This is a genomic window from Terrabacter sp. Root85 (genome assembly GCF_001429185.1).
In the GTDB taxonomy this organism is placed as follows: Bacteria; Actinomycetota; Actinomycetes; order Actinomycetales; family Dermatophilaceae; genus Terrabacter.
In genome coordinates this window covers 416,905-441,317 of record NZ_LMIW01000001.1, presented here as the reverse complement: position 1 = coordinate 441,317, position 24,413 = coordinate 416,905, and the positions used below count along the sequence as shown (strand labels likewise).

The window sequence follows — 24,413 nt, the reverse complement described above, 5'->3', positions numbered from 1 at the left end:
TCCTTCGGTTGCGGGGCACTGGCACAGGGGCGGGCGCCGAGTGTGGCGCCCACCCCTGCGTGGACGACCCTGCCGGATCGCTCCGGCCGGGTCAGGCGGTTCAGGAGATCGCGTCGACCGCGGCCTGGACCTTGGTCGCGACCTCGGTCGGCAGCGGAGCGTAGCCCTTGGCCTCGAGGCCCTTCTGGACCTCGTCCGAGGCGAAGGTCTTGAGGAAGCTCTTGACCTTCTTGCCCGTCTCGGCGTCGGCGTACTTCGAGCAGACGATCTCGTAGGTCACGAGGACGATCGGGTAGGCCCCGGCCTCCTTCGTGGCGTAGTCGATCTTGAGTGCGAGGTTGTTGCCCATGCCCGTCTGCTTGGCCGTGGCGATCGTCTTGCCGGCCGACTCGGCGGTCAGTTCGACGGGACCGGAACCCGTGTCGATCTGGGCCATGGGGAGCTGGTTCTGCTGGGCGTAGGAGAGCTCGACGTACGTGATGCCGCCGTCCTGGCCCTTCGTCGCGGTGGCGACACCGGCCGACTTCTCCTTGCCCTCGCCCTTGCCGGTCCACTTCTTGCCGGTCTCGTAGGACCAGGCGTCGGGAGCGGCGGCCTTGAGGTACTTCGTGAAGTTCTCGGTCGTGCCCGACTCGTCGGAGCGGAAGAAGACCTTGATCGGCGTCGCGGGAAGCGTGACGCCCTTGTTGAGCGCGGCGATGGCCGGGTCGTTCCAGGTCGTGATCTTGCCGTCGAAGATCTTCGCGGCCACCTCGGCGTTGAGCACGAGCTTGTCGACGCCCTTGACGTTGTAGGCGATCGCGATGGGGCCGGTGACCATGGGCAGGTTCCAGGCCTCGGTGCCGCAGGACGCCTTGGCGTCGTCGGCCTCGATCTTGCCGTCCTTGGGTTCGGTCTTGAGCGCCGAGTCGGACCCGGCGAAGTCGACCTGCTTGGCGATGAACTGCTTGATGCCGGCACCGGAGCCGGTGGGCTGGTAGTCGATGTTGGCGTCGGCGCAGGCCGTCTGGTACGCCTTGATGGCCTCGTCGATGGCGTTCTTCTGGGCCGAGGAGCCCTCGGCCTTGAGGTCGCCGCTGAAGCAGTCGCCGGCGGCGGTCGAGCCAGCAGCGGTCGAGCCGGCACCGGGGGTGGCGCCGTTGTTCTCGGACGCGCAGGCCGAGAGCGCAAGAGCGCCGGACAGGGCGATGGCGCCGAGAGCGCTGATACGCGAAACAGACACGAGTGTGATCCCTCTCGATGGGGTGTACCTGGGTGGTCGTTCGGTCAGATCCGAGCGACGTTGCTGGACGTTGATCCACCGCGAACATAGGTGGGCCGGATGACGAGTCGTCCACGTGCGGTTAACGCAGGGTGAACGCGGGGCGACGTCTTGGGGTGCGGTGCCGGCTCGAGATGCGGGGCGGCCCGGGCCGACCGACGATGAAGGATTCGGCAGGCCCGAAACGGGCCGAGAGGGGTCCCGAGCTCCGGCCGGCGCGTCAGGTGTCGATGCGCTCGACGTCGACGACGCGCGCGTCCTCTCCTCGCCCGACGAGGTGGCAGACGAGCACCTCGCCCTTGTGCATGGCCTCCTCCGCCGCGGCGTGCAGCAGCTCCGCGACGCCGACGTGCTCCAGGGAGTGCGCGACTCGGGTGTGGAGCAGGCCCAGGAGGGTCGGCAGCACGGGCCCGTGGCTGCAGAGCGCGGCCGGGTCACCGCGCTCGAGCAGACGCTGCACCTGGCCGACGGCCCCGACCTGGCTCTCCGCGAAGCCCTCCTCGGACAGTACGTCACGGGTGCGCAGGCGCAGTCCCCGCCCGGCGGCATACGGCTCGACGGTCGAGACGCAGCGCGCGGACGACGACGAGACGACACGGGTGACGCCGTAGGCCCCGAGCACGGCGGCGACGGTGCCCGCCTGGGCGCGCCCCACGGCGTCGAGCGGCCGTCGCCGGTCGTCGCCCTGCCACTTGCCCCGCGGTGTCGCCTTGGCGTGCCGGACGAACACGAGCGGCCACGTGCGCAGCTCGTCGGCACGCTCGGCGCGCACGAGGGCGAGCAGCTGCTCACGGTCGCGGGCGTAGTCGAGCCGGTCGTGTGCCGTGCGCACATCGACCCAGGCGACCTCGTCGATCTCGTGCTCGAGCGCGCCGGTGCCGCCGGTGACGCGGGCCGACCAGTAGTGCACCTGCTTCGTGGCCGGGCCGCCGGTCGGGTCGAGGACGGGATACTCGGCCGAGGGCAGCGGGACGCCGAGGCGCACGACGAGTCCGGTCTCCTCGAGGGTCTCGCGGGCCGCCGCGACGCAGGGATGCTCGCCGGGGTCGAGCTTGCCCTTGGCCCAGGACCAGTCGTCGTACTTCGGGCGATGCACGAGGGCGACCTCGAGACGTCCGTCGCGACGCCGCCAGGGCAGCGTGCCGGCGGCGGGGATCACTGAGGCCACGCGCGCCAGTCTGCCTGATGCCGGGGCGCTGGGCGCCCCGAGCGCCACAACCCGCCCGTACGCGCGTCGGCCCAGCAGGTCCTTGAGGCGGACAAGGCGCGGCGCCCTGGCGCGCGGCCGGCGCATCATGGATGGATGAGCGACGACGACGACTTTCTGACGTGGGTGAAGACCGAGCTGTACGACGCCGAGGTGGCCCTGCACCACGGCGACCCCACGCCCAGACGGGCGCTGTGGTCGCGCCGAGAGCCGGTGAGCGTGCTCGGTGCCTGGGGGAATGCACGGGGGCAGCAAGAGCTCGACGAGCTGTTTGCCTCGCTCGGCAGGTCGTTCTCCGACTGCACGTCGTACGCGTTCGAGCTCGTCGCACACGACGTGACGGGCGACATGGCCTACACCGCAGGCTTCGAGCACACGTCGGCCTCCGTCGACGGGCAGCCGCGGACATACACCCTGCGAGCGACACAGGTGTACCGACTCGAGGACGGCCAGTGGCGCGTCGCCCATCGCCACGGTGACACCGTGACCGGCTGAGCGGCGCGCCGGATCTGCACAGCCACGCGGGCTGACTCCCGAGCCGTCGCGCCGTCGAGCCGTCGAGCCAGAGGTGCTCAGCGGCGGCGGGCCTTGCGGCGGCGCTTGTCGTGGCGCTCGATGAGCCTCTCCTGGAGGTCGTCGAGCGGCTCGCCGGACTCGGACAGGTGGTGGCGCACCCAGCGGCCGTCGGAGCCGAGGTCCCAGCGCGAGGTGGTCTCGGCGAAGGCGAGGTCGATGAGGTCGGCGAGCTCGACGACGTGGCTCGGCTCGACGATGCGCACGAGTGCCTCGACGCGGCGGTCGAGGTTGCGGTGCATCATGTCGGCGCTGCCGATGTAGACCTGCGGGTCGCCCCCGTGTTCGAACCAGAAGACGCGCGAGTGCTCGAGGAAGCGGCCGAGGATGGAGCGCACCCGGATGTTCTCGGACAGGCCCTCGACGCCGGGACGCAGCGCGCAGATGCCGCGCACCCAGATGTCGACCCTGACCCCGGCGATGCTCGCCCGGTAGAGCGCGTCGATGAGTGCCTCGTCGACGATCGAGTTGGCCTTGATGACGATCCGGCCGTCCGGCGCGCCGTCGCGGCGCGACTGGTGCAGCTCGATCTCCTCGTCGACGAGGTCGATGAGGCCCGAGCGCACCGACCGCGGCGCGACGAGGAGTCGCTTGAACTTGCTCCGGGGCGCGAAGCCCGAGAGGAGGTTGAAGAGGCGCGAGAGGTCCTCGCCGACCTGGGGGTCGGTGGTGAAGAGGCCGAAGTCCTCGTAGACGCGGGCCGTCTTCGGGTTGTAGTTGCCGGTGCCGATGTGGCAGTAGCGCACGAGCCCCTCGGACTCCTGGCGCACGACGAGGCACAGCTTCGCGTGGGTCTTGAGGCCGACGACGCCGTAGACGACGTGGACACCAGCCTGCTCGAGCTGACGGGCCCACGAGATGTTGTTGACCTCGTCGAAGCGGGCCTTGATCTCGACGACGGCGAGGACCTGCTTGCCGGCCTCGGCGGCGTCGATGAGGGCGTCGATGATCGGGGAGTCACCCGAGGTGCGGTAGAGCGTCTGCTTGATCGCGAGGACCTTCGGGTCGTTCGCGGCCTGCTCGATGAAGGCCTGCACCGATGTCGAGAACGAGTTGTAGGGGTGCTGGACGAGCACGTCCTTCTGGCGCACGGCGGTGAGCAGGTCGATCGCCTTCGCACTCTCGGTCGGTGCGAAGTCCGGGTGGGTGCGCGGGAAGAACTTCGGGAACTCGAGGTCGCTGCGGTCGACGTCGGCGATGGTGAAGAGGCCGCGCAGGTCGAGCGGCGTCGGCAGGCGGTAGATCTCGCGGTCGCTGATCTGGAGCTCGCGGGCGAGCATGTCGAGGACCTTGGGGTCGATGTCGTCCTCGACCTCGAGCCGGATGGGCGGACCGAAGCGGCGCCGGGTCAGCTCCTTCTCGAGGGCGGTGAGGAGGTTCTCGGCGTCGTCCTCCTCCACCTCGAGGTCCTCGTTGCGCGTGACGCGGAAGCTGAAGTGCTCCTGCACGAGCATCCCGGGGAAGAGCTGGTCGAGGTGGCTCGCGATGACGTCCTCGAGCGGCACGAAGCGCTTGCGCACCACGTCGGCGTCGAGGTCCTCCTCGACGAGGATGAAGCGCGGCAGGCTCGGCGGCACCTTGACGCGGGCGAAGTGCTCGGTGCCCGTCTTGGGGTTCTGGAGCAGCACCGCGAGGTTGAGCGACAGTCCGGAGATGTAGGGGAACGGGTGCGCCGGGTCGACGGCGAGCGGCGTGAGCACGGGGAAGACGCGCTCGGCGAAGAAGTAGTGAAGGGGCTCGCGGTCGTCCTCGTCGAGGTCGTCCCAGCGCACGACGGTGATGCCCTGCTCCTCGAGCGACGGCCGCACGTCGTGCTGGAAGACGCCGGCGTGCTGCTGCATCAGCTCGTGCGCGAGCCGGGCGATGCGCTCGATGAGCTCGCGCGGCTCGAGGCCGGCGGCGGTGCGCACGGCCAGCCCCGTGGCGATGCGGCGCTTGAGGCCCGCGACGCGGACCATGAAGTACTCGTCGAGGTTGTTGGCGAAGATCGCGAGGAAGCGGGTGCGCTCGAGGAGCGGCACGGCGGGGTCCATGGCGAGCTGGAGCACCCGCTCGTTGAACTGCAGCCAGGACAGCTCGCGCTCGAGGTAGCGGTCTGCCGGCAGGTCGTCCTCGTCGTCGCCCTGCGTTCCGGCGCCGACGAACCGTCCGTTCGGGGCGCGGGCCGGGATGCGCCGGTTGGGGACGGTGCTCGTGAACGAGCTGACCTCGGCCGACTCGCTGGCCGACTCGCCGGCCGACTCGGTCGCACCCTCGGTGACGCCCTCGGTGGAGGCCTCGTCCGGTCTCGCGTCGCGGGCGTCCGCCGTGGCGACGTCCTGCTCGTCCAGGTCGGTGGAGGTGAGGCTGCCGGTGCTCATGCGACCATCGTGGCACCGAAAGGCGACGTGGGGGTGAACTCGTCTCAGCCGACGGCGGGCGAGGAGACCCCACCCACCTGGTCCGCCGCGTCGCCCGCCTCGCTCGCCTCGCTCGCCCGAGCGAACTGCCGGTGCACCTCGACGTCCTCGAAGCCGAGGGCGGCGTAGGTGCGCACGGCCGCGACGTTGTCCTCGTCGACGTAGAGCACGACGCGCGCCAGGCTGAGCGAGCGCAGGTGGTCCAGGCCCAGCACCGTGACCGCGCGCCCCAGCCCCTGGCCCTGCCGGTCGGGTGAGACGGCCACGACGTAGACCTCGCCTACGTCACCGTCCGGCGGGTCGACCTTGGTCCAGTGGGAGGCGGCGAGCACGTCGGGGGCGGCGGCCTCGACGACGAGGACGAGCCCGGCCGGGTCCCACCACGGCTCGGCCATCCGCTGGTCGAGGTCGGCCCGACGCAGCGAGCCCTGCTCCGGGTGGTGCGCGAACGCCGCCGCGTTGAGGGCCAGCCACGCGTCCTCGTCACGTCCGGGCTCGAAGGAGCGGACGGCATACCTCGGGTCGAGCGACGCGGCCGGCCACGCGGGCCCGTCGCGGAGCGACCGGCCCATGACGTGGAGCGATCGCACCGGCACGAGCCCGGTGGCGCGGGCGAACGCCGTGGCGGCGTCGGCCGCCGCTCCCGTCGCGTGGCTCCACAGGCGTATGCCGTCCGGCAGGCGCGCGAGCAGCGCCGTGCCCACCCCGGACCGGCGCGACCCCGGCGCCACGACGAGCTCGCCCGACGGTGGTCCCTCGCCCGAGCGTGACTGGGCGTAGCCGACGAGCGTCCCGTCGGGCCCGAGCGCGAGGAGGTGACCGACCCCGTCGTGCTCCCGGGACCGCACGGACAGCCGGAACTGCTCCGAGAGCGCCTCCGACCCGTCCGCGTCGGCGGCCTCCGCGGCCAGCGCGAGTACGGTGGCGGACTCGTCCGGAGTGAGCGGGTTCGTCGTGTCGCGCAGGGCGACGGTGGGGCGCGGCATACGGCGATTCCACCACAACGACCCGGCGGGGGACTCCCGCCCGTCGCCCGCTCCGGCTAGGGTCCGGTCAGGGCTCGGGGGCCCTGCACGCAGCTCACGGCACCGGTTCTGCACTCGAGTCGGCACTCGAGTCGGCACCGGGGCACCTGGCCGTGCCAGCAGTTCACAACACCGTCACGCAGCAAGCCCCTCCCGGCACTCTCCTGGCACTAGCCTCCCGTGGGTGCCGATGGGCACGCGATCCACACCGCTGATCAAGGGGAAGACATGTCCCGTACCACCCGCCGCACCATGGGCGTCGCCGTCGCAGGGATCTGCGCCGCGGCCCTCGCGGCACCGGCCCTCGCCGCCGCACCGGACGCGAGCAACGCACCGGGCAAGACGCAGATCGACATCCAGATCCTGTCGTTCAACGATTTCCACGGGAACCTCGAGACGCCGAGCGGCTCCAGTGCTCGTGTCGTCACCGGTCACTTCGTCGACTCGGCCGACACCGACAAAGACGGCAACGTGACCGAGATCCTCGAGTCCGGGCCGAATGCCGGAGGTGTGGAGTACCTCGCGACCCACCTCAAGGCGGCTCGTGTCGGGCACGAGAACACCGTGACCGTCGCCGCGGGTGACCTCGTGGGTGCCACGCCGCTGCTGTCGGCGGCCTTCCACGATGAACCGTCGATCGAGGCGATGAACGAGCTCGGCCTCGACGTCGCGGCCGTGGGCAACCACGAGTTCGACGAGGGCTACCGCGAGCTCCAGCGCCTCGACGCGGGCGGCTGCATCGACGACGGTGACGGCCTCAACAACCAGAACTCGTGCCCCGACGGCTCCTTTGCCGGCGCGTCCTTCCCCTACCTCGCTGCCAACGTCATCGAGACCGCCACGGGCAAGCCGATCCTGCCGGCCTACACGATCAAGAAGTTCAACGGTGCCAAGGTCGCCTTCATCGGCATGACGCTCGAGGGCACCCCGAGCATCGTCACGGCCGCCGGCGTCGCCGGGCTCTCCTTCAAGGACGAGGCCGACACGGCCAACGCGCTCGTGCCGGTCCTCAAGGCGCAGGGCGTCAACGCAATCGTCGTGCTGCTGCACGAGGGTGGCAACCTCAGCCGGATGCCGTGGACCGACCCGGCGACCGGTGTCACGTCGCAGGTCAGCGCAGACTACGACTACGTGTGCGGTCGCGGGGGCACGCTCTCGGGCCCGCTCCTCGACATCAACAGTCGACTCGACCCGGCCATCGACATGATCGTCTCCGGCCACACACACCAGCCCTACGTCTGTGCACTCCCCGACAAGGCCAACAAGCCGCGCCTCGTCACCTCGGCCTCGTCGTTCGGTCGCCTCTACACCGAGACCAACGTCAAGTACGACCGCCGCACGTCCGACATCATCCGCCCGACGATGGTTGACTCGGTCAACCGGATCGTCTCGCGGGACGTGGCGAAGGACGCCGGAGAGACCGCGCTCATCGCCAAGTACAAGACGCTGGTGGCCACCATCGCCAACAAGGTCATCGGTCAGGTGGCGGGTTCCTCGGTCAGCCGCACGGCCAACGACGCAGGCGAGTCCCCTCTCGGTGACCTCATCGCGGACGCCCAGCTGGCGGACCCTTCGACGATCCCCCCGGGTGGCGTCGCGCCGGTCGTGTCGTTCATGAACGCGGGCGGCATCCGCGGCGACCTGCAGGAGAACTCCGCGGGCGACGTGACCTACGAGGCCGCCTTCACGGTGCAGCCGTTCAACAACTACCTCGTGTCGCTGAGCCTGACCGGCCAGCAGCTCGTCGCCGTGCTGAACCAGCAGTTCGTCAACTCCGCGGGTGCACCGACCCGTCCGTACGTCCTCGCGACGAGCGCCGGTCTGACCTACACGCACAATCGCGTGTCGGTCAGCAACGTCAAGATCAACGGCGTCCCGGTCGACCCGGCCGCCACCTACCGGGTCGTGACCAACAACTTCCTCGCCGACGGCGGAGACGGGTTCCCGGCGTTCCGGGACGGGACCGGCAAGTACTTCGGTGGGCTCGACATCGACGCCTTCGCGAACTACCTGACGGCCAAGTCGCCCTACACCCCGCCGCCGCTGGACCGGGTCACCTACACCCCGTGACCGTCTGACGCGTCCGTGAACGGAGAGACGGCCCGGCTCCTGGTGGAGCCGGGCCGTCTCTCGTTCCCCTGGGCGTATGCCGGGTGGTGCGTCCCGTGGGGCGGGTCGACTCAGGCGTCGGCGGGCTGCGTGGCCGGGGCCTCGGCGCGGTCGGGCACGAGGCGGTAGCCGACGTTGCGGACCGTCCCGATGAGCGCCTCGTGGTCGGGCCCGAGCTTGGCGCGGAGGCGCCGCACGTGCACGTCCACGGTGCGGGTGCCGCCGTAGTAGTCGTAGCCCCAGACCTCCTGGAGCAGCTGGGCGCGGGTGAAGACGCGTCCCGGGTGCTGCGCGAGGTACTTGATGAGCTCGAACTCCTTGTAGGTCAGGTCGAGCGGGCTGCCGCGGAACTTCGCGGAGTAGGAGGCCTCGTCGATGACGAGCTCGCCCGAGGTGATGGGCAGGTCGAGGTCGGCGTCGTCGTCCTGACCCTTCGTCATGGCGAGGCGCAGGCGGGCGTCGACCTCCGCAGGCCCGGCCGTGTCGAGCAGCACGTCGTCAAGGCCCCACTCGGCCGTCAGACCAGCGAGGCCGCCCTCGGTGAGGACGGCCAGCAGGGGGGTGCCGATCCCCGTCGTACGCAGCACCCGGCACAGGGAGCGTGCGCTCGCCAGCTCCCGTCGCGCATCGATGATGACGACGTCGCAGTCGGGCGAGTCGACGAGGGCGGTGGCCTCGGCGGGCAGGATGCGCACCGTGTGGCTCAGCAGCCCGAGGGCAGGCAGCACCTCGGCGCTGGGGGCCAGCGCGTTGGTGAGCAGCAGCAGTCGGGCCATCTCATGCAGGATAGGCGAGACTGGTCACCAGCGGATGAGACCGCACCAACGATGAGACGGAGTGAGATGGCCCCGAGTGGACCCGAGTCGCGCACGGTCGGGACGACCGGGCCGGCTCTCGCGACCGTCACCGTGCGCTACTGGGCCGCGGCCCGTGCGGCGGCCGGCGTCGACAGCGAGGCGCGCACCGGCGCGACGGTGGGCGAGGTCGTCGACGCGGCCGTCGCCGACCACCCCGACCTCGCCCGGGTGGCGCGCGTCGCGAGCTTCCTGCTCGACGGGCGGAAGGTGGGTCGCGATGCGCGGATGACCGACGGCGGCACCGTCGAGGTGCTGCCGCCCTTCGCCGGCGGGTGATGCACAATGGCCCCCGTGCCTGAGGACAACGCGGCCCTCCGCGAGCCCGGTCCCGACGCCTCCGACTCCTCGGTGGCCGCCGGGTCGCTCCGCCTCCCGCTGTCGCCCGCCGGCGCCGACCGCATCCGCTGGGTCAGCGTCGTCGCGACGCTCGTGGCCGCCGTGGCCCTCCTCGTCGCCCAGGGCACGGGGTATGCCGCCACGCTCGGTGTGACGCTCGCGCTCGCTCTCGCGGTGGCCTGGGGCTGGCCGCTCCTCACCGGGTCGTGGACCCCGACGGCGACGACCGTCGTGCTCGCGGTGGCCTCCGTCGCGATCGTGCTCAGCGCGCTGCGCCAGGACCTGCTCTGGGTCCCGGCCGCCGTCGCGTTCGGCATCCTGCTCGCCTTCTCCGGTCAGCTCGTCCGTCGGACGGGCCGTGAAGGGCTCGTCCTGACGCTGCTCTCGTCGTTCGGCGGCCTCGTCGTCGTCGCGTCCGGCACCACGGCGGTCGTCGCCGCCAACAGCGACCGGGGCCAGGCGGTCGCGGTCGTGGCCATGGCGGCTGTCGGGGCGGCCGTCGTCACCGACCTGCTCGTCGGGGTGCGTGGCGCGACGCCGTTCCTCGGGTTCGTGGCGCTCGCGGCCGCGGTGCTGGCGGCCGTCGTCGCCTCACGCGGCTCCGAGGTCGGCACCCTCGAGGCGCTGGGGATCGGTGCCGCCGTCGGCACCGTGTCGTGGTCGTTCCGCCGGGTGCTCGCGCTGCAACCGGCGATGCTGACGGTCCGGGGCCAGGTCGGCGCCGGAGCCGGGTCGGTGCTCGCCGTCGGCGCCGTCGTCCACCTCTTCTCCGTCCTCACCTGACTCCCCACCCCCAACCGTCGAGGGGCCACGTTCTGCGGGTCAGTAGACGAGGGCCTGCACCCCCGGGGCCATGACCTCCTCGACGAAGACGGCCGCGCCCTTGATCACCGCACCGTCGACCAGCTGGTCCTGCGTCAGGTCGCGCCGGGCCGCGCACTGCGTGCAGACGGTGAGCCGGCCACCCGCGAGCACGGCGTCGCGCAGGTCGACGAGCGGGGCGGCATACGCCAGCTCGAACTCCTCGGCGCGTCCGGGGACGGCCATCCACGTGGACTCGCCCGTGAGCCACAGCGAGACGTCGACGCCGCTCGCGACGGCCGTCGCGGCGACGGTGAAGGCCTGCGAGAGGCGCTCGGGAGCCTCGGTGCCGGCGGTGACCTTGACGACGAGCGAGCGCGCGGGGGTGTCCATGGGATCAGGCTACGATCGGGCGCATGTTCAACCTCGACCAGGACATCCCGGAGCCGCTGCGACCCCTCGCCTGGCTCATCGGACGCTGGGAGGGCGCGGGCGTCGTCGGCTACCCGACGATCGAGTCCGCGCACTTCGGCCAGGAGGTCGAGGTGACGCACGACGGGCGTGGCTTCCTCAAGTGGGAGAGCCGGGCGTGGATCCTCGACTCCGAGAACGGCGCCAAGGTGCGCCCGGCGGCGGTCGAGTCCGGCTTCTGGCGCCCGCTCGAGAACGGCGAGGTCGAGCTGCTCCTCGCGCACCCCACCGGCATCCTCGAGCTCTACTACGGCAAGATCGAGCCGGCCAAGATCCAGCTCAAGACCGACGGCGTCCTGCGCGCCCCGGGAGCCAAGGAGTACAACGCCGCGACCCGCATGTACGGCCTCGTCGAGTCCAACCTCCTCTGGGTCATGGACATGGCCGCCGTGGGCCAGGAGCTCCAGAGCCACGTGTCGGCCACCCTCAAGCGCGTGGAATGAGGTGGACGCCGTGAGCGTTCCACCGGGCATGAGCGACCTGGAGCTGCCGACCCGCCCGACGACGAGGAGCCCGCTCCTGTCGCGCCCGGGTGCCGTGGCCGGCGAGGGTCTCGAGGCGGGGGTGGCCCTGCACCACGGTGACCCCATGCGCGAGCAGCGCCTCCTCGAGGAGGGCCTCGCGGTCGTCGATCTCTCGCACCGCGACGTCGTCACCGTCACCGGACCCGACCGGCTCAGCTGGCTCCACTCCCTGACGACCCAGCACCTCCTCGGCCTCGAGCCGCGCCAGTCGCGCGAGGCCCTCATCCTCAGCCCCAAGGGCCACGTCGAGCACTCGCTGCACCTCGTCGACGACGGCACGACGACGTGGATCACGACCGAGCCCGGCGCCGGTCCGGCCCTCGTCGAGTGGCTCGACAAGATGCGCTTCATGCTGCGCGTCGAGGTCGCCCTCGTCACCGACGACTGGGCCGTGCTCGGTGAGCCGCACTCCAGCGAGTCCGTCGACGGCGAGCCCCTCGCCTGGCGCGACCCGTGGCCCGAGCTCGTCGGCGACACGACGGCATACGGCCCGGTCGACGGGCACCCCGGCACCGACCGCGCCTGGCGCGAGGTCCTCGTCCCGCGCGCCGATCTCGTTGCGGCCGTGGGGGATCGGCCGCTGGCCGGACTGTGGGCCGCCGAGGCGCTCCGCATCGCCGCCTGGCGTCCCCGGCTCGGTCTCGAGACCGACCACCGCACGATCGTCCACGAGCTCGACTGGCTGCGCACCGCGGTGCACCTGCAGAAGGGGTGCTACCGCGGCCAGGAGACCGTGGCGCGCGTTCACAACCTCGGGCGACCGCCGCGCCGCATCGTCTTCCTCCACCTCGACGGCTCTGGCCACGTCCTGCCGGCGCAGGGGAGCGAGGTCCGGGCGGGCGACCGCGTCGTCGGACGTGTCACCTCCGTCGGGCGCCACCACGTCGACGGGCCCATCGCCCTCGCCGTCATCAAGCGCAACACCGACCCGACCCTCGAGCTGCTCGTCGACGACCTCTCGGCCGCGCAGACGACGATCGTCGCCCCCTGACCGACGGCGCTCCGGGCGCTGGCAGGATGTGCGGCATGAGCACCGCACGCACCGCCGCGAGCACCCTGATCACCGTCGCGCCCACGGGCGCCGAGACCGCCAAGTCGGACGTCGCCGCGCTGCCGACGACACCGGAGGAGCTCGTCGAGACCGCCGTCGCGTGCGAGCGTGCGGGCGCGGCCCTCATCCACATCCACGTGCGCGACCGCCAGCACCAGCCGACGCTCGAGCCGGCCTTCCTCAAGGAGGCCGTCGACGGTGTCCGTGAGGCCACCGACCTCATCGTCCAGCTCTCGACCGGCGGCTCCATCACCGACCCGCTCGAGAAGCGCCTCACCGTCCTCGACGCCGACCCCGACTCGTGCTCGCTCACGTGCGGCACGACGAACTTCGGCGACGGCGTCTTCCTCAACCCGTGGGGCTTCATGGTCGACCTCTACCGCCAGGCCCAGGAGCGAGAGGTCGTGCCGGAGTTCGAGCTCTTCGAGCTCGGCCACGTGCACGCGCTGCGCAGGCTCATCGACGAGTGCGGCCTGCCCTTCGGCGGCAAGGTCCACGTCGACTTCGTCACGGGGGTGCCGGGCTCGATGCCCGGCACCCCGCAGGCGCTGCTCGCGGGCGTCGCGATGCTCCCGCCCGAGGTGACGAGCTGGTCGGCCACCGGCATCGGGCGCGCGCACCTGCCGATCGTCGCGGCCGCGTTGTCGGCCGGCGGTCACCTCCGCGTCGGCATGGAGGACAACCTCATGTATGCCAAGGGTCGCCCGGTCGCGCACAACAGCGAGCTCGTGTCCCGAGCCGCCGAGATCGCCACGGTCATGCAGCGCCCCCCGATGTCGACCACCGAGGCGCGTGAGGCCCTGTCGATCAAGGATCGTCGCACCCGCTGACGCCGCGACGCGCGGGCGGCCTCGTTTCGCGCGCTCCTGATCCGAGCGCGCGACATGTCCCTCCAGCGCGCACTCCTTCCCGCGCCCGGTCCTCTGGTCTCGCGCTTCTGGTCGGAGCGCGCGAACCGGTGTGGGACGTCTCACGCTGCCCAGAGTTTGCATTCTGCTTGCTGTAGTTAGCACAATGGAGGCATGAGCAAGCTTCCGCTACCCGACCTCGGGGCCTACTTGCGCGAGCAGCGCGAGAGCGCCCAGCTGTCGCTGCGGCAGCTTGCCGAGATGGCCGGCGTCTCCAACCCCTACCTGTCGCAGATCGAGCGCGGGCTCAAACGCCCGAGCGCCGAGATCCTGCAGCAGATCGCCAAGGGGCTGCAGGTCTCGGCCGAGTCGCTCTACGTCCGGGCCGGCATCCTCGACGAGCGGGTCGCCGACGACCCTGCCGCCGTGCCCGACGTCCTCTCCGCCATCGCGGTCGACCCGGTCCTGACCGACCGGCAGCGCGCGGTGCTCGTCGACATCTACCTGTCGTTCGTCGGCGATGACGAGACGACGCCCGAGACCACGCGTCCTGCGCGACGCCCACCCAGCCCACCGCCTACGCCGGCTGCAGCACCTCGCCGGCGCCCGTCGCGCAGCACGACCGCTGCCGCGACCCCCGAGCTCAACGAGAAGGAGAACTGAGATGGCACTCAGCAAGAAGATCACCAAGGCCGTCAAGGACGCCCAGAAGCAGGCCGAGGCCGCCGTCGCCGACGTGCGCGGCCAGCTCGTCCAGGTCGAGGACCGCATGCCCGATGTCCAGGTCGACCCGACGCCGTTCTACGCCGTCGTCGGCGCCGCGAACATCGCGATCGACACCGTCCGCACGGCGGGCGAGCAGCTCGAGGTCGCACGCAAGCAGGCCAAGTCCGTCGACCTGCGCAAGGGTGCCAAGAAGGAGGCCGACCAGATGCAGAAGGACCTCCAGAAGCGCATCATCGACCTCCAGGGCCGCACGACCGAGCTCCAGAAGCTCGCGACGACGTATGCCGAGCGCTTCGTCACGCGGGCCCAGGACCTCCCGGCGCGCGTCCTCAACGAGGGCCTCGTCATCGCGAGCAACGCCAAGGACCAGTACGACGCCGCCGCGGCTCGTGGCGAGAAGGTCGTCACCGACCTGCGCGCCCAGGGTGAGCGCACGGCCTTCGGCCTCGCCGAGCGTGGCACCGCCACGGTGACCCGTGGTCGCCGCGTCGCCGAGACCGCCGTGAGCGAGGGCGAGAAGGTCGCGAAGACCCTCAAGGGCGCCGTCGTCAAGGACGCCTCGAAGCTCGGCTCGCAGGTCTCGGCCTCGGTCGACGCCGTCGAGTCGGCCGCCGCGCCGGTCCCGGCCAAGCGCACCGCCGCCCACCAGACGGCGATCCGCAAGTCGGCGGCCCAGAAGTCCGCCGCGACGCGCAAGGCCAACGAGGTCGAGGCCACGACGACCCGCAAGGTCGCTGCCCGCAGCTCGGCCACGACCGACGACCCGCAGGCCACGGTGGCCCGCAAGGTCGCCCCGGCCAAGAAGGCGGCCAGGAAGACGGCCACCAAGACGGCCACCAAGACGGCCACCAAGACGGCTGCGGCGACCAAGAGCGCGACGAAGACCGCCGCCAAGAAGACCACGCCGGCCAAGAAGACGGCCCGGAAGGCGTCGACCGCCCCGAGCACGACGTCGACCACGGCTCCGAGCGCCTGACCGGCCGCGCCTCCAGCCGGGTCCCCCCGGCGCCACAGGCACGACAGGGCCGCCACCCCGCACCCGGGGTGGCGGCCCTGCTGCGTCGCTCCGGCATACTGCGGGGCGTGTCCCATCTCCTGGCCCCGTCCTCCACCCATGTCAGCGCGGCGCTCGCCGACGCCCCGGTCGTCGCGCACGTCGTGCGGGCCGGTTTCGTCGAGTCGGTGCACCACGGCACGGCCGTCGTCACGGCTCCCGACGGCGCGGTCGAGCTCGAGGTCGGCGACGCGAGCGGTGCGGTCTTCCCGCGCAGCTCGAGCAAGCCCCTGCAGGCGCTCGCGATGGTCCGCAACGGGCTCGCGAACGACGGCCGCCTCCTGTCGCTCGCGTGCGCCAGCCACTCCGGCGAGGACTTCCACGTCGAGGCGGCCCGCGAGATCCTCGCCGGCGCCGGCCTGACCGAGGCCGACCTGCAGAACACCCCCGACTACCCCTACGACGAGTCCGCCCGCATCGGCTGGATCTCGAGCGGCCGCCCGCGACAGTCGATCGCGCAGAACTGCTCGGGCAAGCACGCCTCGATGCTCGCGACGTGCGTCGTCAACGGGTGGGACCTCGCGACCTACCGCGATCCCGAGCACCCGCTGCAGGTGGCCGTCACCGAGACGGTGCGTGAGCTGACCGGCGCCGAGCCGAGCGCCGTCGCCGTCGACGGGTGCGGCGCACCGATCCATGCCGTCCCGCTCCGCGCCCTCGCGCTGTCGTTCGGCCGGCTCGCCGCTGCCACCGAGGGGCCGGAGGCCCGGATCGCGACGGCCATCCGGGACTTCCCGGAGTACCTCGGCGGCACCCACCGCGACGTCACCGCCCTGATCCGCGGCGTCGACGGCCTCATCGCCAAGGACGGCGCCGAGGCCGTCTACGCCGTGGGCCTGCCCGACGGCCGCGGCATCGCCGTCAAGGTCGCCGACGGCTCGTCGCGCGCCCGCAGCGTGCTGCTCGCCGCGGTGATGCGGCGCATCGGCGTCGGCAGCGACGACGTCCTCGCCGTGCTCGAGCACCAGCCGGTGCTCGGCCACGGCCAGCCCGTCGGGTCCGTCGTCGCCGTCGGCGTCTGAGGCGGATGGAGACGGGCCCGTGAGGTCGAGATGAGGGCGGTGCTCCAGCGCGTCACGAGCGCGCGGGTCGAGGTCGACGGCGAGGTCGTCGGCGCCATCGACCGCCCCGGCCTGCTGGCCCTCGTCGGTGTCACCCACGACGACGGGCCCGAGCAGGTCGAGCGGATGGCCCGCAAGATCGCCGAGCTGCGCATCCTGCGCGACGAGGCGAGCCTCACCGACGCCGGGGCGCCCGTCCTCGTCGTCAGCCAGTTCACGCTGCACGCAGACACCCGCAAGGGCCGCCGTCCCTCGTGGAGCGCGGCCGCATCGGGGACCGTGGCCGAGCCGCTCGTGGCCGACCTCGTGGCGGCGCTCCGGGGGAGGGGCCTCGAGGTCGAGACGGGTCGTTTCGGCGCGATGATGCAGGTGTCGCTCGTCAACGACGGCCCTTTCACCCTCGTCGTCGACGCCTGACCGGCGCACCGCAGCAGCCGACCTCGCGGGAGTCTGGGAATCGGCTGGGAGGGGTCGCGCGACCGTCGCCGGGTTACGCTTCCACCATGCAGCTGTACTCGGGGTTCCAGAACGTCGTCCTCCTCGTGCTCGGAGTCGTTGCGCTCGGGTGCGAGGTCTTCGCGTTCGTCGACGCGCTGCGCCACCCCGAGAAGGCCTACGTCGCCGCCGGCAAGCGCACACGGACCTTCTGGCTCGTGCTGCTCGGGGTCGCCCTCGCCATCGGCTTCGTCACGCTCTTCAACCCGCTCAGCCTCTTCGGTCTGCTCGCCTTCGTGGGTGCCGCCGTCTACCTCGCCGACGTGCGCCCCGCGCTGCGGCAGGTCAGGGGCATCGGGGGGCGCTCCAACACCGGGTGGTGACCCTCACGCGCCCGCTCGGGACACCGGGCCTTGCGCGTACGGCACACTGGTGCACTCACAACCGATAGGAGAACCATGTCCGACCAGCAGCCTGCTGCTGCCGTCGTCGACCACGAGCTCGACGCCCACCAGCACCAGAACGTCTCGTCGCCGCGTCACACCGCGGACGAGTACGACCTGGGCAACCGCAACCCGACCGAGGACATCTTCGTCGCCGAGCGGCCGTGGGGCGAGTTCCAGCAGTTCGTCTCCAACGAGCAGGTCACCGTCAAGATCATCACGGTGCAGCCCGGTCACCGGCTCTCCCTCCAGCGGCACGACCACCGCGGTGAGATGTGGCAGGTCCTCGACGTGCCGATCGACGTCACCGTGGGTGACCGGACGTGGAGCGCCAAGCCGGGCGAGACGGTCTGGGTCCCGCGCAACTCGATCCACCGCATGGGCAACTCCGGCGAGCACCCGGGCCGCCTCCTCGAGGTCGGCTTCGGCCACTTCGACGAGTCGGACATCGAGCGGCTCGAGGACGACTACGTCCGCTGAGGACGCACGCAGCACGACACACGGACGAACGTATGCCGCCGGGCCCGGCCCGGCGGCATACCGCTGTCCGCGGACGGTCGGCAGTGACGGACGCCGCTTTCCGGCGGGCTCAGCCGGCGCGTGACCGGCTCGGGTCGAGCAGCAGCTCGGCCCACACGACCTTGCCGCCGGGCACGGGGCTGTAGCCCCACCGCTCGGACAGCGCCGCCACGATGTCGACGCCGCGTCCGCTGACGTCGTCGGCCTCGGCGGCGCGTCGCTGGAGCGGGGTGAGGGCCGCGTCCTCGACACCGATCCGCAGGCCGCCCCGACGCCGGTCGACGACCGCTCGGAACGGGGAGGCTGCGTGCGTCAGGGCGTTGGTCGCGAGCTCCGAGACGATGAGCGCGGCGTCGGCCGTGAGGCTGTCGTGGCCCCAGGCCCGCAGCACGTCGACGACGAAGTGACGGGCCGCCGGCACCGACTCGGCCGTCGGCAGGTAGACGCGCGAGCACGCGTGGCCGGCCGCGAGCTGGGCGCCATCGGTCGAGGACGCACCGCCGACGGGCATGAGGTCGGTGTGCAGGTCGCAGACCCGGCGCACGTCGACGAGCTCCGCGTGCTCGAAGACCCCGGTGGGGTAGGCGCACAGCAGCGAGAAGTCGTACTCGCGGAGCAGCTGGTTCCACAGCAGCTCGAGGTCGATGGCCACCTCGACCTGTCCGCGCTGCCAGAGCAGTGCGACCATCTCGCCGAAGGCGCGGATCGGCCGCCCCGCGACGGAGGCCTCGGTGACGACCTCGCCGACACGTCGCATGAAGTGGTCCGCGTCCAGGTGGCCGTCGACGACCAGCTCGGCCAGGGTCTCCTCGGCGTCGAGCGTGAGGTAGCGGCCGGCGGTCTCCCGCGCGGCGGGGTCGTGGCCCATTCCCACGAGGAGCGCCTCGACGGCGACGCGGTGCGGAGCGGTGGCGACGACGACGACGCACTCGTCCCGGTCCCACCCGTCCGCGACGAATCGCGCGACGGCGCCGAAACCCTCACTGTCGAGCGTGTAGAAACTCACTGCATGACCTCGCCCCCACGCGGTCATGCCGCCGTGCGACATGGTGCCGAGCGTACGCCGACGGCACGGCCGTCGGTGGCTTGCGTTTCCTGTGAGTCCCCCGCGGGGGGCGGCGCCACGGCCAAACGGGCGCAAACCTCCCGAACCGCCTCAGGGGCCGAGCGGGGCCACCGCTGTCCAGTCGACGGTGAGCTCGCCGAGCCGCCAGCGCGAGGGGCCGTCGAGCAGCGGCCAGCGCTCGCGGACCTCCGTCGCAGCGGCGAGGAAGCGCTGACGTGCGCCCCACGACGACTGCGGCGCGCTACGGGCCCACGCCCGGTCGAGGTCGGCGAGGAAGGCGTGGACGGGCTCGCCCGGCACGTTGCGGTGGATGAGCGACTTGGGCAGCCGCTCGGCGACGTCGGACGGGCGCTCGAGGCCGCCCATGCGCAGCGAGATCGTCAGGCTGACGGGACCGGCTTTGTCGACCGCGACCCACGATGCGCGGCGGCCGATCTCGTCGCACGTGCCGTCGACGAGGAGCCCGTCCGGCGCCAGGCGCTCCTGGACGAGGGCCCAGGCGGCCGGCACCTCGTCCTCGGCGTACTGCCGCAGCACGTTGAAGGCGCGCACCACCGTGGGACGCTCGCCGTCGTCGAGCGGCACCTCGAAGCCGCCGAGCCGGAAGGTCAGGCCGTCCCGCTCGAGCGGCTTGCCGGCGGCCACCCGAGCCGGCTCGATCTCGATGCCGACGACCCTGACGTCGGCGCGCACCTGCCGCAGCCGTTCGTGCAGCTCGACCGCCGTGATGGGCGAGGCGCCGTAGCCGAGGTCGACGACGACCGGGGGTGTCGGGCTGCGCCGGAGGCGCCACGCCTGCGGTCCGGCGATCCACCGGTCGCACCGCCTCAGCCGGTTCGGGTTCGTCGTCCCACGGGTCACGGTGCCGACGGGGCGCTGGCGTGGGGGCACCTCCGCAGCCTAGCCAGCGCCGGTCGGAGGTGTTCCGGGGTCACCGGCGACCGCGGAATACATCGAATCGCGCGTGTGGTTGAGTCGAGGAAGACCATGACGACGAACGACGCGCAGGACGAAGGGATGCCGATGGCGGCCGATCCGAGACGGGTGGCGATGATCAGCGTGCACACCTCGCCCCTCGAGCAGCCCGGTACGGGTGACGCCGGGGGCCTCAACGTCTACGTCGCCGAGACCGCGAAGGAGCTCGCCGCGCGCGGGATCGAGGTCGACATCTTCACCCGCCGCACCACCGGCGCGACGCCGATCGAGTCCGACCTCGTGCCGGGCGTGCGCGTGCGTCACGTGACCGCGGGCCCCTACGAGGGCCTCGCCAAGGAGGACCTGCCGGGCCAGCTCTGCGCCTTCTCGGCCGGCATCATGCAGGCCGGGCTCTCGGTCCCCGAGGACCACTACGACCTCGTCCACTCGCACTACTGGCTCTCCGGTCAGGTCGGCTGGCTCGCGGCCGACCGCTGGCGCGTCGCGCTCGTCCACACGATGCACACGATGGCGCGCGTCAAGAACCTCCACCTCGCCGAGGGCGACCCGCCGGAGCCCCGCGGCCGCGAGATCGGTGAGGTCCAGGTCGTCGAGGCGGCCGACCGCCTCATCGCCAACACCGAGGACGAGGCCCGCGAGCTCATCGAGTTGTATGCCGCCCCGCCGGCCAAGGTGTCCGTCGTCCCCCCGGGCGTCGACCTGACGACCTTCACCCCCGGGGACCGCAGCGAGGCCCGGCGCGCCCTGGGCCTGCCCGTCGAGGGTCAGCTGCTCCTGTTCGTGGGGCGCATCCAGCCGCTCAAGGCACCCGACGTGCTGCTCCGGGTCGCCGGCGAGCTGCTCCGCCGCGACCCCTCCCGCCGCGAGCGCCTCACGGTCGCCGTCCTCGGCGGCCCCAGCGGCAGCGGCCTCACCCGGCCACACGAGCTCGAGGAGCTGGCCCGCTCGCTCGGCATCGACGACGTCGTCCGCTTCGTGTCACCGGTCGACCGCCAGGTGCTGGCGCAGTGGTATCGCGCCGCCGACCTCGTCCTCGTGCCGAGCCACTCGGAGTCCTTCGGTCTCGTCGCCATCGAGGCGCAGGCCTGTGGCACCCCCGTTGTCGCGGCGCACGTCGGCGGCCTCCCGACCGCCGTCGGAGACGCCGGCGTCCTCGTCGACGGTCACGCGACCCCCGACTGGACCGACGCCGTCGAGTCCCTGCTGCGCGACGACGACCGCCGTCTCGCGCTGGGCTCCGCGGCGGTCGCGCACGCGGCGCAGTTCGGCTGGGGAGCGACCACCGACCGGCTCCTCGAGGTCTACCGGCAGGCGATCCGTGAACGGGCCGCCGGCGGCAACGAGTCGCCCATCGACGAGGGCCAGAGCCTCGTCGGCGTCCCGACGGCGGTGATCCCGTGAGCGCCGAGCCGCAGGAGACCACCCCGGCCGACGACTCACCGGGCGCGGCCGCCGAGTCCCGCCTCACGGCATACCTCGACTCCGTCGGGCTCGAGTGGGAGCTCGGTGGGCGCCCGCGGGAGTACGTCGTCACCCTGCCCGGCGAGAAGAAGCTCAAGACTGTCGTGTCGGTGCTCCTGCGCGACCGGACGACGAGCGTCAGCGCCTTCGTCATCCGCAACCCGGACGAGAACCACGAGGCGTTCTACCGCACCCTCCTGCGCAAGAACCTCCGGTTGCAGGGCGTCGCCTACGCCGTCGACACCGACGGCGACGTCTACCTGCGTGGCGAGGTGCCGACGGTCGCGGTGGAGCCCGAGCACCTCGACCAGCTCTTCGGGATCGTCCTGTCGGCGAGCGACGACGTCTTCAACGAGCTGCTCGCGCTCGGCTTCCTCGGCTCGATGCGCAAGGAGTGGGCCTGGCGGGTCTCACGCGGCGAGTCGACGCGCAACCTCGACGCCTTCCGTCACCTGCTGGACGACGGCTCGGACGCGTGATCGGCCGTCGCTAGGCTGGCGCCATGACCTACACGCTCGTCCTCGTCCGCCACGGCGAAAGCCACTGGAACGCCAAGAACCTCTTCACCGGGTGGGTCGACGTCGACCTCACCGACAAGGGCCGTGCCGAGGGCGTGCGCGCCGGCGAGCAGCTCAAGGCCGCCGGCATCCTGCCCGACATCGTGCACACCTCGCTCCTGCGCCGGGCCATCACGACCGCGAACCTCTCGCTCGACGCCGCGGACCGCCACTGGATCCCCGTCAAGCGTGACTGGCGCCTCAACGAGCGCCACTACGGCGCGCTCCAGGGCAAGGACAAGAAGCAGACCCTCGAGCAGTACGGCGAGGAGCAGTTCATGCTGTGGCGCCGCTCCTACGACGTGCCGCCGCCGCCCATCGAGCAGGACGACGAGTTCTCGCAGCATGGTGACGCGCGCTACGCCGGCCTCGGTGCCGCGATGCCCGCGACCGAGTGCCTCAAGGACGTCGTGACCCGTCTGATGCCCTACTGGGAGAACGAGATCCAGACCGACCTCGCCGACGGCCTGACCGTCATGGTCGCCGCCCACGGCAACTCGCTGCGCGCCCTCGTGAAGACGCTCGACGGCATCTCCGACGACGACATCGCCGGCCTCAACATCCCGACCGGGATGCCGCTCGTCTACGAGCTCGACGAGTCGTTCCGCCCCGTCACCCAGGGTGGGCGCTATCTCGACCCCGAGGCCGCTCGCGCCGCCGCGGAGGCCGTCGCCAACCAGGGCCGCTGACCGGCCCAAGCCTCTGCCTGCCTGGAGGGTTGGCGCTGCTCCGGCAACGTCAACCCTCCATGCGCCGGCGGACCGCGCAGTCCCGACGGCGGCATGGACGCGCTCGTCCGGACCATCCGCGGCTGCGGAAGATCGCCTCGAGCTCGAGTGCCGTCTCGCACGGCGTCACCGCGACGTCGGTCCAGTAGACCCGAGCCGTCAGCCAGTCGTCGGCGGCGTTGCGTCGGTCCCGGCGGCCGTCACGCTGCTGGTTCGCCCAGCCGGCGTGACCGAGTCTGCCGTCGACCTCGACCTTGACGCGAAACGGCTCGTAGTCGTTGTCGCACCGTGTGTCTCCGCGACCGGCGGACTGTCGGTGCGCTGACGGGAGCCCGTGCGCCTGCTCCACGTCGCGGGTGTAGCGACGTTCGGCGGGGCTCTCGGCCCCGTCCTCGACATCGCCCAAGACCTCGAGCAAGAGGGTCCTGTGCGCCTGGCCGGGCCGCTGCTCCAGCGCGTTTCGGAGGTTGCGCAGGGTCGTGCGGCGCGTTTGGACGGCCTTGGCGATGAGGCCGACGGCGCGGTCCACAGGCCGGCCGGCGGCCAGGTCAAACACCGTGTGGTCGAGGCTGATGCGGTGGGGCCACGCACGCTCGTCGGTACGTTGGTAGGCGTACTGGCTCCGGGTCACGACGATCCCTCCGGTTGCCTCCGGCCTTCGGTCGACCGGGACGGCGACGTGGATGTCCGGTCCCGGGTGCGGGATGAGTCCCCAGAGGAAACCGGCGCTCGGTCCGCACAGGGCTGCGGGGATGCCGATCCTCAGCAGGGCGGCCAGGGCCCGCGACTCCCAGTCGTCACGGCCCGGCGTCGTGGAGTAGACGCCGCGCTGCACGGCGACCCAGCGTCCGGACTCGACACGCCATCTGACCGCTGCCTCGGTCAGGCCCGCCCCGAGGGCCTGGGTGCGTGTGACGAGGCCCAGCTGCGCCGCAGCGTGGGCGGCAATGGTGCGCTGCATGACGCACATGCTCGCCGTAGGCGGGGCCCGCTGGCCGTGGTTGTCCCCGCTTGCCTTGTAGCAGGGTCAGGCGTCGTGCTCGATGGCCTCGAGCACGTCGGCGTCCTCGGCGTCCTCGTGGTCGTAGCTGACCTCGGAGTCGTACTCACCCGTGACGAGGTAGATGACGCGGCGAGCGACCGACACGGCGTGGTCGGCGAAGCGCTCGTAGTACCGGCCGACGAGCGTCAGGTCGAGGATCGAGCTGCGCGACCACGACGTGTTCTCGTCGAGCAGGGCGGCGAAGAGCTCGCGGTGGAGGTCGTCCATCGCGTCGTCGTCCTTCTCGAGCGCGATGGCCGCAGCGACGTCCTTGCTCGCGATGATCGACCCGCACTTGGCGACGATCGACTCGGCGACCTGGCCCATCTGCAGGATGTGAGAGCGCAGCTCCGGAGGCACCGCCGAGTCGGGCGTGCGCAGGCGGGCGACCTTGGCGACGTGACGGGCGAGGTCGCCCATCCGCTCGAGGTCCGAGCTCATGTGCATCGCCGTCACGACGATGCGCAGGTCGGTGGCCACGGGCTGCTGGCGGGCCAGCAGGTCGATCGACAGCTCGTCGAGCTCGATGCGGATGTCGTCGAGCTTTCGGTCGGCCTCGATGACCGACTCCGCGAGGTGGACGTCGGCGTCGAGGAGCGCGGTCGTGGCGCGGGAGATGGCCGACCCCGCGAGCCGGGTCAGCTCGACGAGCTGGTCCGAGATCGTGTCGAGGTCCTCGTGGAACTGGTCGCGCATGGTCTTCCTGTCAGTTGCCGGTCGTGCGTGGTCGTGCGTGGTCGTGCGTTGCCGTCTGCACCGGTGTGACGTGCGGCGGCGCCGTGTCGGGAGCCAGCCTGCCACTCGCGACGCGCGCGGGACGGCATACGTTCGCGGTGTCACGTCCCCCGCTGGTGCAGAGGTTGGCAGGGCTTCGTGAATGGGTGGGGACGCCAAGGTGAACAGTGGGTTCGCGCTCCGCACGC

At 71.7% G+C, this 24,413-nt stretch carries 26 protein-coding genes; 16 read left to right on the top strand and 10 right to left on the bottom strand.

Annotation, left to right across the window (positions count from 1 at the left end; genetic code table 11):
• Nucleotides 1-100 precede the first annotated feature (100 nt).
• Entirely contained in the window at nucleotides 101-1,222 is a 1,122-nt protein-coding gene (gene pstS / locus ASE25_RS02110; RefSeq protein ID WP_056771675.1) for a phosphate ABC transporter substrate-binding protein PstS, read from the bottom strand.
• Between the two features lie 259 nt (nucleotides 1,223-1,481).
• Complete coding sequence (locus tag ASE25_RS02105; protein ID WP_056823761.1) at nucleotides 1,482-2,429, bottom strand: NUDIX hydrolase; 948 nt, start codon at nucleotides 2,427-2,429, stop codon at nucleotides 1,482-1,484.
• A gap of 135 nt (nucleotides 2,430-2,564) precedes the next feature.
• Here ASE25_RS02105 and ASE25_RS02100 point away from each other — a divergent pair, with 135 nt between their 5' ends.
• Complete coding sequence (locus ASE25_RS02100; RefSeq protein ID WP_056822387.1) at nucleotides 2,565-2,963, top strand: nuclear transport factor 2 family protein; 399 nt, start codon at nucleotides 2,565-2,567, stop codon at nucleotides 2,961-2,963.
• A 77-nt stretch (nucleotides 2,964-3,040) separates the two neighbouring features.
• Here ASE25_RS02100 and ASE25_RS02095 read toward each other — a convergent pair whose 3' ends face one another.
• Both ASE25_RS02095 and mshD read right to left on the bottom strand, forming a co-directional pair.
• The gene (locus ASE25_RS02095; protein ID WP_056822386.1) at nucleotides 3,041-5,401 is read right to left on the bottom strand and encodes an RNA degradosome polyphosphate kinase; all 2,361 of its coding nucleotides are present in this window, start codon (nucleotides 5,399-5,401) and stop codon (nucleotides 3,041-3,043) included.
• Between the two features lie 44 nt (nucleotides 5,402-5,445).
• Entirely contained in the window at nucleotides 5,446-6,426 is a 981-nt protein-coding gene (mshD, locus tag ASE25_RS02090) for a mycothiol synthase (protein WP_056822384.1), read from the bottom strand.
• A gap of 267 nt (nucleotides 6,427-6,693) precedes the next feature.
• Here mshD and ASE25_RS02085 point away from each other — a divergent pair, with 267 nt between their 5' ends.
• On the top strand, nucleotides 6,694-8,535 hold the full coding sequence (locus ASE25_RS02085) for a bifunctional UDP-sugar hydrolase/5'-nucleotidase (RefSeq protein ID WP_056822382.1): 1,842 nt from the start codon (nucleotides 6,694-6,696) through the stop codon (nucleotides 8,533-8,535).
• A gap of 110 nt (nucleotides 8,536-8,645) precedes the next feature.
• Here the strand turns inward: ASE25_RS02085 and ASE25_RS02080 are convergent, their stop codons facing one another.
• A complete protein-coding gene (locus tag ASE25_RS02080) occupies nucleotides 8,646-9,350 on the bottom strand; it encodes a response regulator transcription factor (RefSeq protein ID WP_056771658.1) in 705 nt (234 codons plus the stop codon).
• A gap of 66 nt (nucleotides 9,351-9,416) precedes the next feature.
• Here ASE25_RS02080 and ASE25_RS02075 point away from each other — a divergent pair, with 66 nt between their 5' ends.
• The gene (locus tag ASE25_RS02075; RefSeq protein ID WP_056771655.1) at nucleotides 9,417-9,707 is read left to right on the top strand and encodes a MoaD/ThiS family protein; all 291 of its coding nucleotides are present in this window, start codon (nucleotides 9,417-9,419) and stop codon (nucleotides 9,705-9,707) included.
• Between the two features lie 6 nt (nucleotides 9,708-9,713).
• A complete protein-coding gene (locus ASE25_RS02070; RefSeq protein ID WP_056771653.1) occupies nucleotides 9,714-10,550 on the top strand; it encodes a hypothetical protein in 837 nt (278 codons plus the stop codon).
• Nucleotides 10,551-10,589: 39 nt separating this feature from the next.
• Here the strand turns inward: ASE25_RS02070 and ASE25_RS02065 are convergent, their stop codons facing one another.
• Nucleotides 10,590-10,961: a DsrE family protein gene (locus tag ASE25_RS02065; RefSeq protein ID WP_056771650.1), complete on the bottom strand. Its 372-nt coding sequence runs from the start codon at nucleotides 10,959-10,961 to the stop codon at nucleotides 10,590-10,592.
• 23 nt (nucleotides 10,962-10,984) lie between these two features.
• On the opposite strand from ASE25_RS02065, the gene ASE25_RS02060 reads away from it, so the two are divergent.
• The 9 genes from ASE25_RS02060 to ASE25_RS02020 all read left to right on the top strand — a co-directional run bounded on the left by ASE25_RS02060 (nucleotide 10,985) and on the right by ASE25_RS02020 (nucleotide 17,661).
• Nucleotides 10,985-11,482, top strand: a complete 498-nt coding sequence (locus tag ASE25_RS02060; RefSeq protein WP_030199640.1) for an FABP family protein — start codon at nucleotides 10,985-10,987, stop codon at nucleotides 11,480-11,482.
• A 28-nt stretch (nucleotides 11,483-11,510) separates the two neighbouring features.
• Nucleotides 11,511-12,554, top strand: coding sequence for a folate-binding protein YgfZ (locus tag ASE25_RS02055; RefSeq protein WP_056822380.1), 1,044 nt, complete (start codon nucleotides 11,511-11,513; stop codon nucleotides 12,552-12,554).
• 35 nt (nucleotides 12,555-12,589) lie between these two features.
• Entirely contained in the window at nucleotides 12,590-13,444 is an 855-nt protein-coding gene (locus tag ASE25_RS02050) for a 3-keto-5-aminohexanoate cleavage protein (RefSeq protein WP_056822378.1), read from the top strand.
• 192 nt (nucleotides 13,445-13,636) lie between these two features.
• Nucleotides 13,637-14,125 (top strand): helix-turn-helix domain-containing protein, encoded by a 489-nt coding sequence (locus ASE25_RS02045; protein WP_056822376.1) that lies wholly within the window; start codon nucleotides 13,637-13,639, stop codon nucleotides 14,123-14,125.
• A 1-nt stretch (nucleotide 14,126) separates the two neighbouring features.
• Nucleotides 14,127-15,164 carry a hypothetical protein gene (locus tag ASE25_RS02040; RefSeq protein WP_056822375.1) on the top strand — a complete coding sequence of 346 codons (1,038 nt, stop codon included), beginning with the start codon at nucleotides 14,127-14,129 and terminating at the stop codon, nucleotides 15,162-15,164.
• Nucleotides 15,165-15,271: 107 nt separating this feature from the next.
• Entirely contained in the window at nucleotides 15,272-16,264 is a 993-nt protein-coding gene (locus ASE25_RS02035) for an asparaginase (protein ID WP_056823757.1), read from the top strand.
• Nucleotides 16,265-16,294: 30 nt separating this feature from the next.
• A complete protein-coding gene (gene dtd / locus ASE25_RS02030; protein WP_056771639.1) occupies nucleotides 16,295-16,720 on the top strand; it encodes a D-aminoacyl-tRNA deacylase in 426 nt (141 codons plus the stop codon).
• An 86-nt stretch (nucleotides 16,721-16,806) separates the two neighbouring features.
• Complete coding sequence (locus ASE25_RS02025) at nucleotides 16,807-17,121, top strand: DUF2516 family protein (protein WP_056771636.1); 315 nt, start codon at nucleotides 16,807-16,809, stop codon at nucleotides 17,119-17,121.
• Nucleotides 17,122-17,196: 75 nt separating this feature from the next.
• On the top strand, nucleotides 17,197-17,661 hold the full coding sequence (locus tag ASE25_RS02020; protein ID WP_082619379.1) for a phosphomannose isomerase type II C-terminal cupin domain: 465 nt from the start codon (nucleotides 17,197-17,199) through the stop codon (nucleotides 17,659-17,661).
• 109 nt (nucleotides 17,662-17,770) lie between these two features.
• Here the strand turns inward: ASE25_RS02020 and ASE25_RS02015 are convergent, their stop codons facing one another.
• Nucleotides 17,771-18,706, bottom strand: a complete 936-nt coding sequence (locus ASE25_RS02015; RefSeq protein WP_056771634.1) for an MEDS domain-containing protein — start codon at nucleotides 18,704-18,706, stop codon at nucleotides 17,771-17,773.
• A 150-nt stretch (nucleotides 18,707-18,856) separates the two neighbouring features.
• Nucleotides 18,857-19,657: a hypothetical protein gene (locus ASE25_RS02010; RefSeq protein WP_056822373.1), complete on the bottom strand. Its 801-nt coding sequence runs from the start codon at nucleotides 19,655-19,657 to the stop codon at nucleotides 18,857-18,859.
• 96 nt (nucleotides 19,658-19,753) lie between these two features.
• Here ASE25_RS02010 and mshA point away from each other — a divergent pair, with 96 nt between their 5' ends.
• From mshA to ASE25_RS01995, 3 genes are read left to right on the top strand one after another with little or no spacing between them, the layout of a single operon-like run.
• Entirely contained in the window at nucleotides 19,754-21,103 is a 1,350-nt protein-coding gene (gene mshA, locus ASE25_RS02005; protein ID WP_235508500.1) for a D-inositol-3-phosphate glycosyltransferase, read from the top strand.
• Nucleotides 21,100-21,642, top strand: coding sequence for a YbjN domain-containing protein (locus ASE25_RS02000; protein WP_056822371.1), 543 nt, complete (start codon nucleotides 21,100-21,102; stop codon nucleotides 21,640-21,642). Before mshA ends, ASE25_RS02000 begins: the two co-directional genes overlap by 4 nt.
• 23 nt (nucleotides 21,643-21,665) lie before the next feature.
• The gene (locus tag ASE25_RS01995; protein WP_056822370.1) at nucleotides 21,666-22,409 is read left to right on the top strand and encodes a phosphoglyceromutase; all 744 of its coding nucleotides are present in this window, start codon (nucleotides 21,666-21,668) and stop codon (nucleotides 22,407-22,409) included.
• Nucleotides 22,410-22,458: 49 nt separating this feature from the next.
• On the opposite strand, the gene ASE25_RS01990 is transcribed toward ASE25_RS01995, so the two are convergent.
• Both ASE25_RS01990 and phoU read right to left on the bottom strand, forming a co-directional pair.
• Nucleotides 22,459-23,409 (bottom strand): type IV toxin-antitoxin system AbiEi family antitoxin domain-containing protein, encoded by a 951-nt coding sequence (locus ASE25_RS01990; RefSeq protein WP_056822368.1) that lies wholly within the window; start codon nucleotides 23,407-23,409, stop codon nucleotides 22,459-22,461.
• A 66-nt stretch (nucleotides 23,410-23,475) separates the two neighbouring features.
• A complete protein-coding gene (phoU, locus tag ASE25_RS01985) occupies nucleotides 23,476-24,186 on the bottom strand; it encodes a phosphate signaling complex protein PhoU (protein ID WP_020145712.1) in 711 nt (236 codons plus the stop codon).
• Between the last annotated feature and the right edge of the window lie 227 nt (nucleotides 24,187-24,413).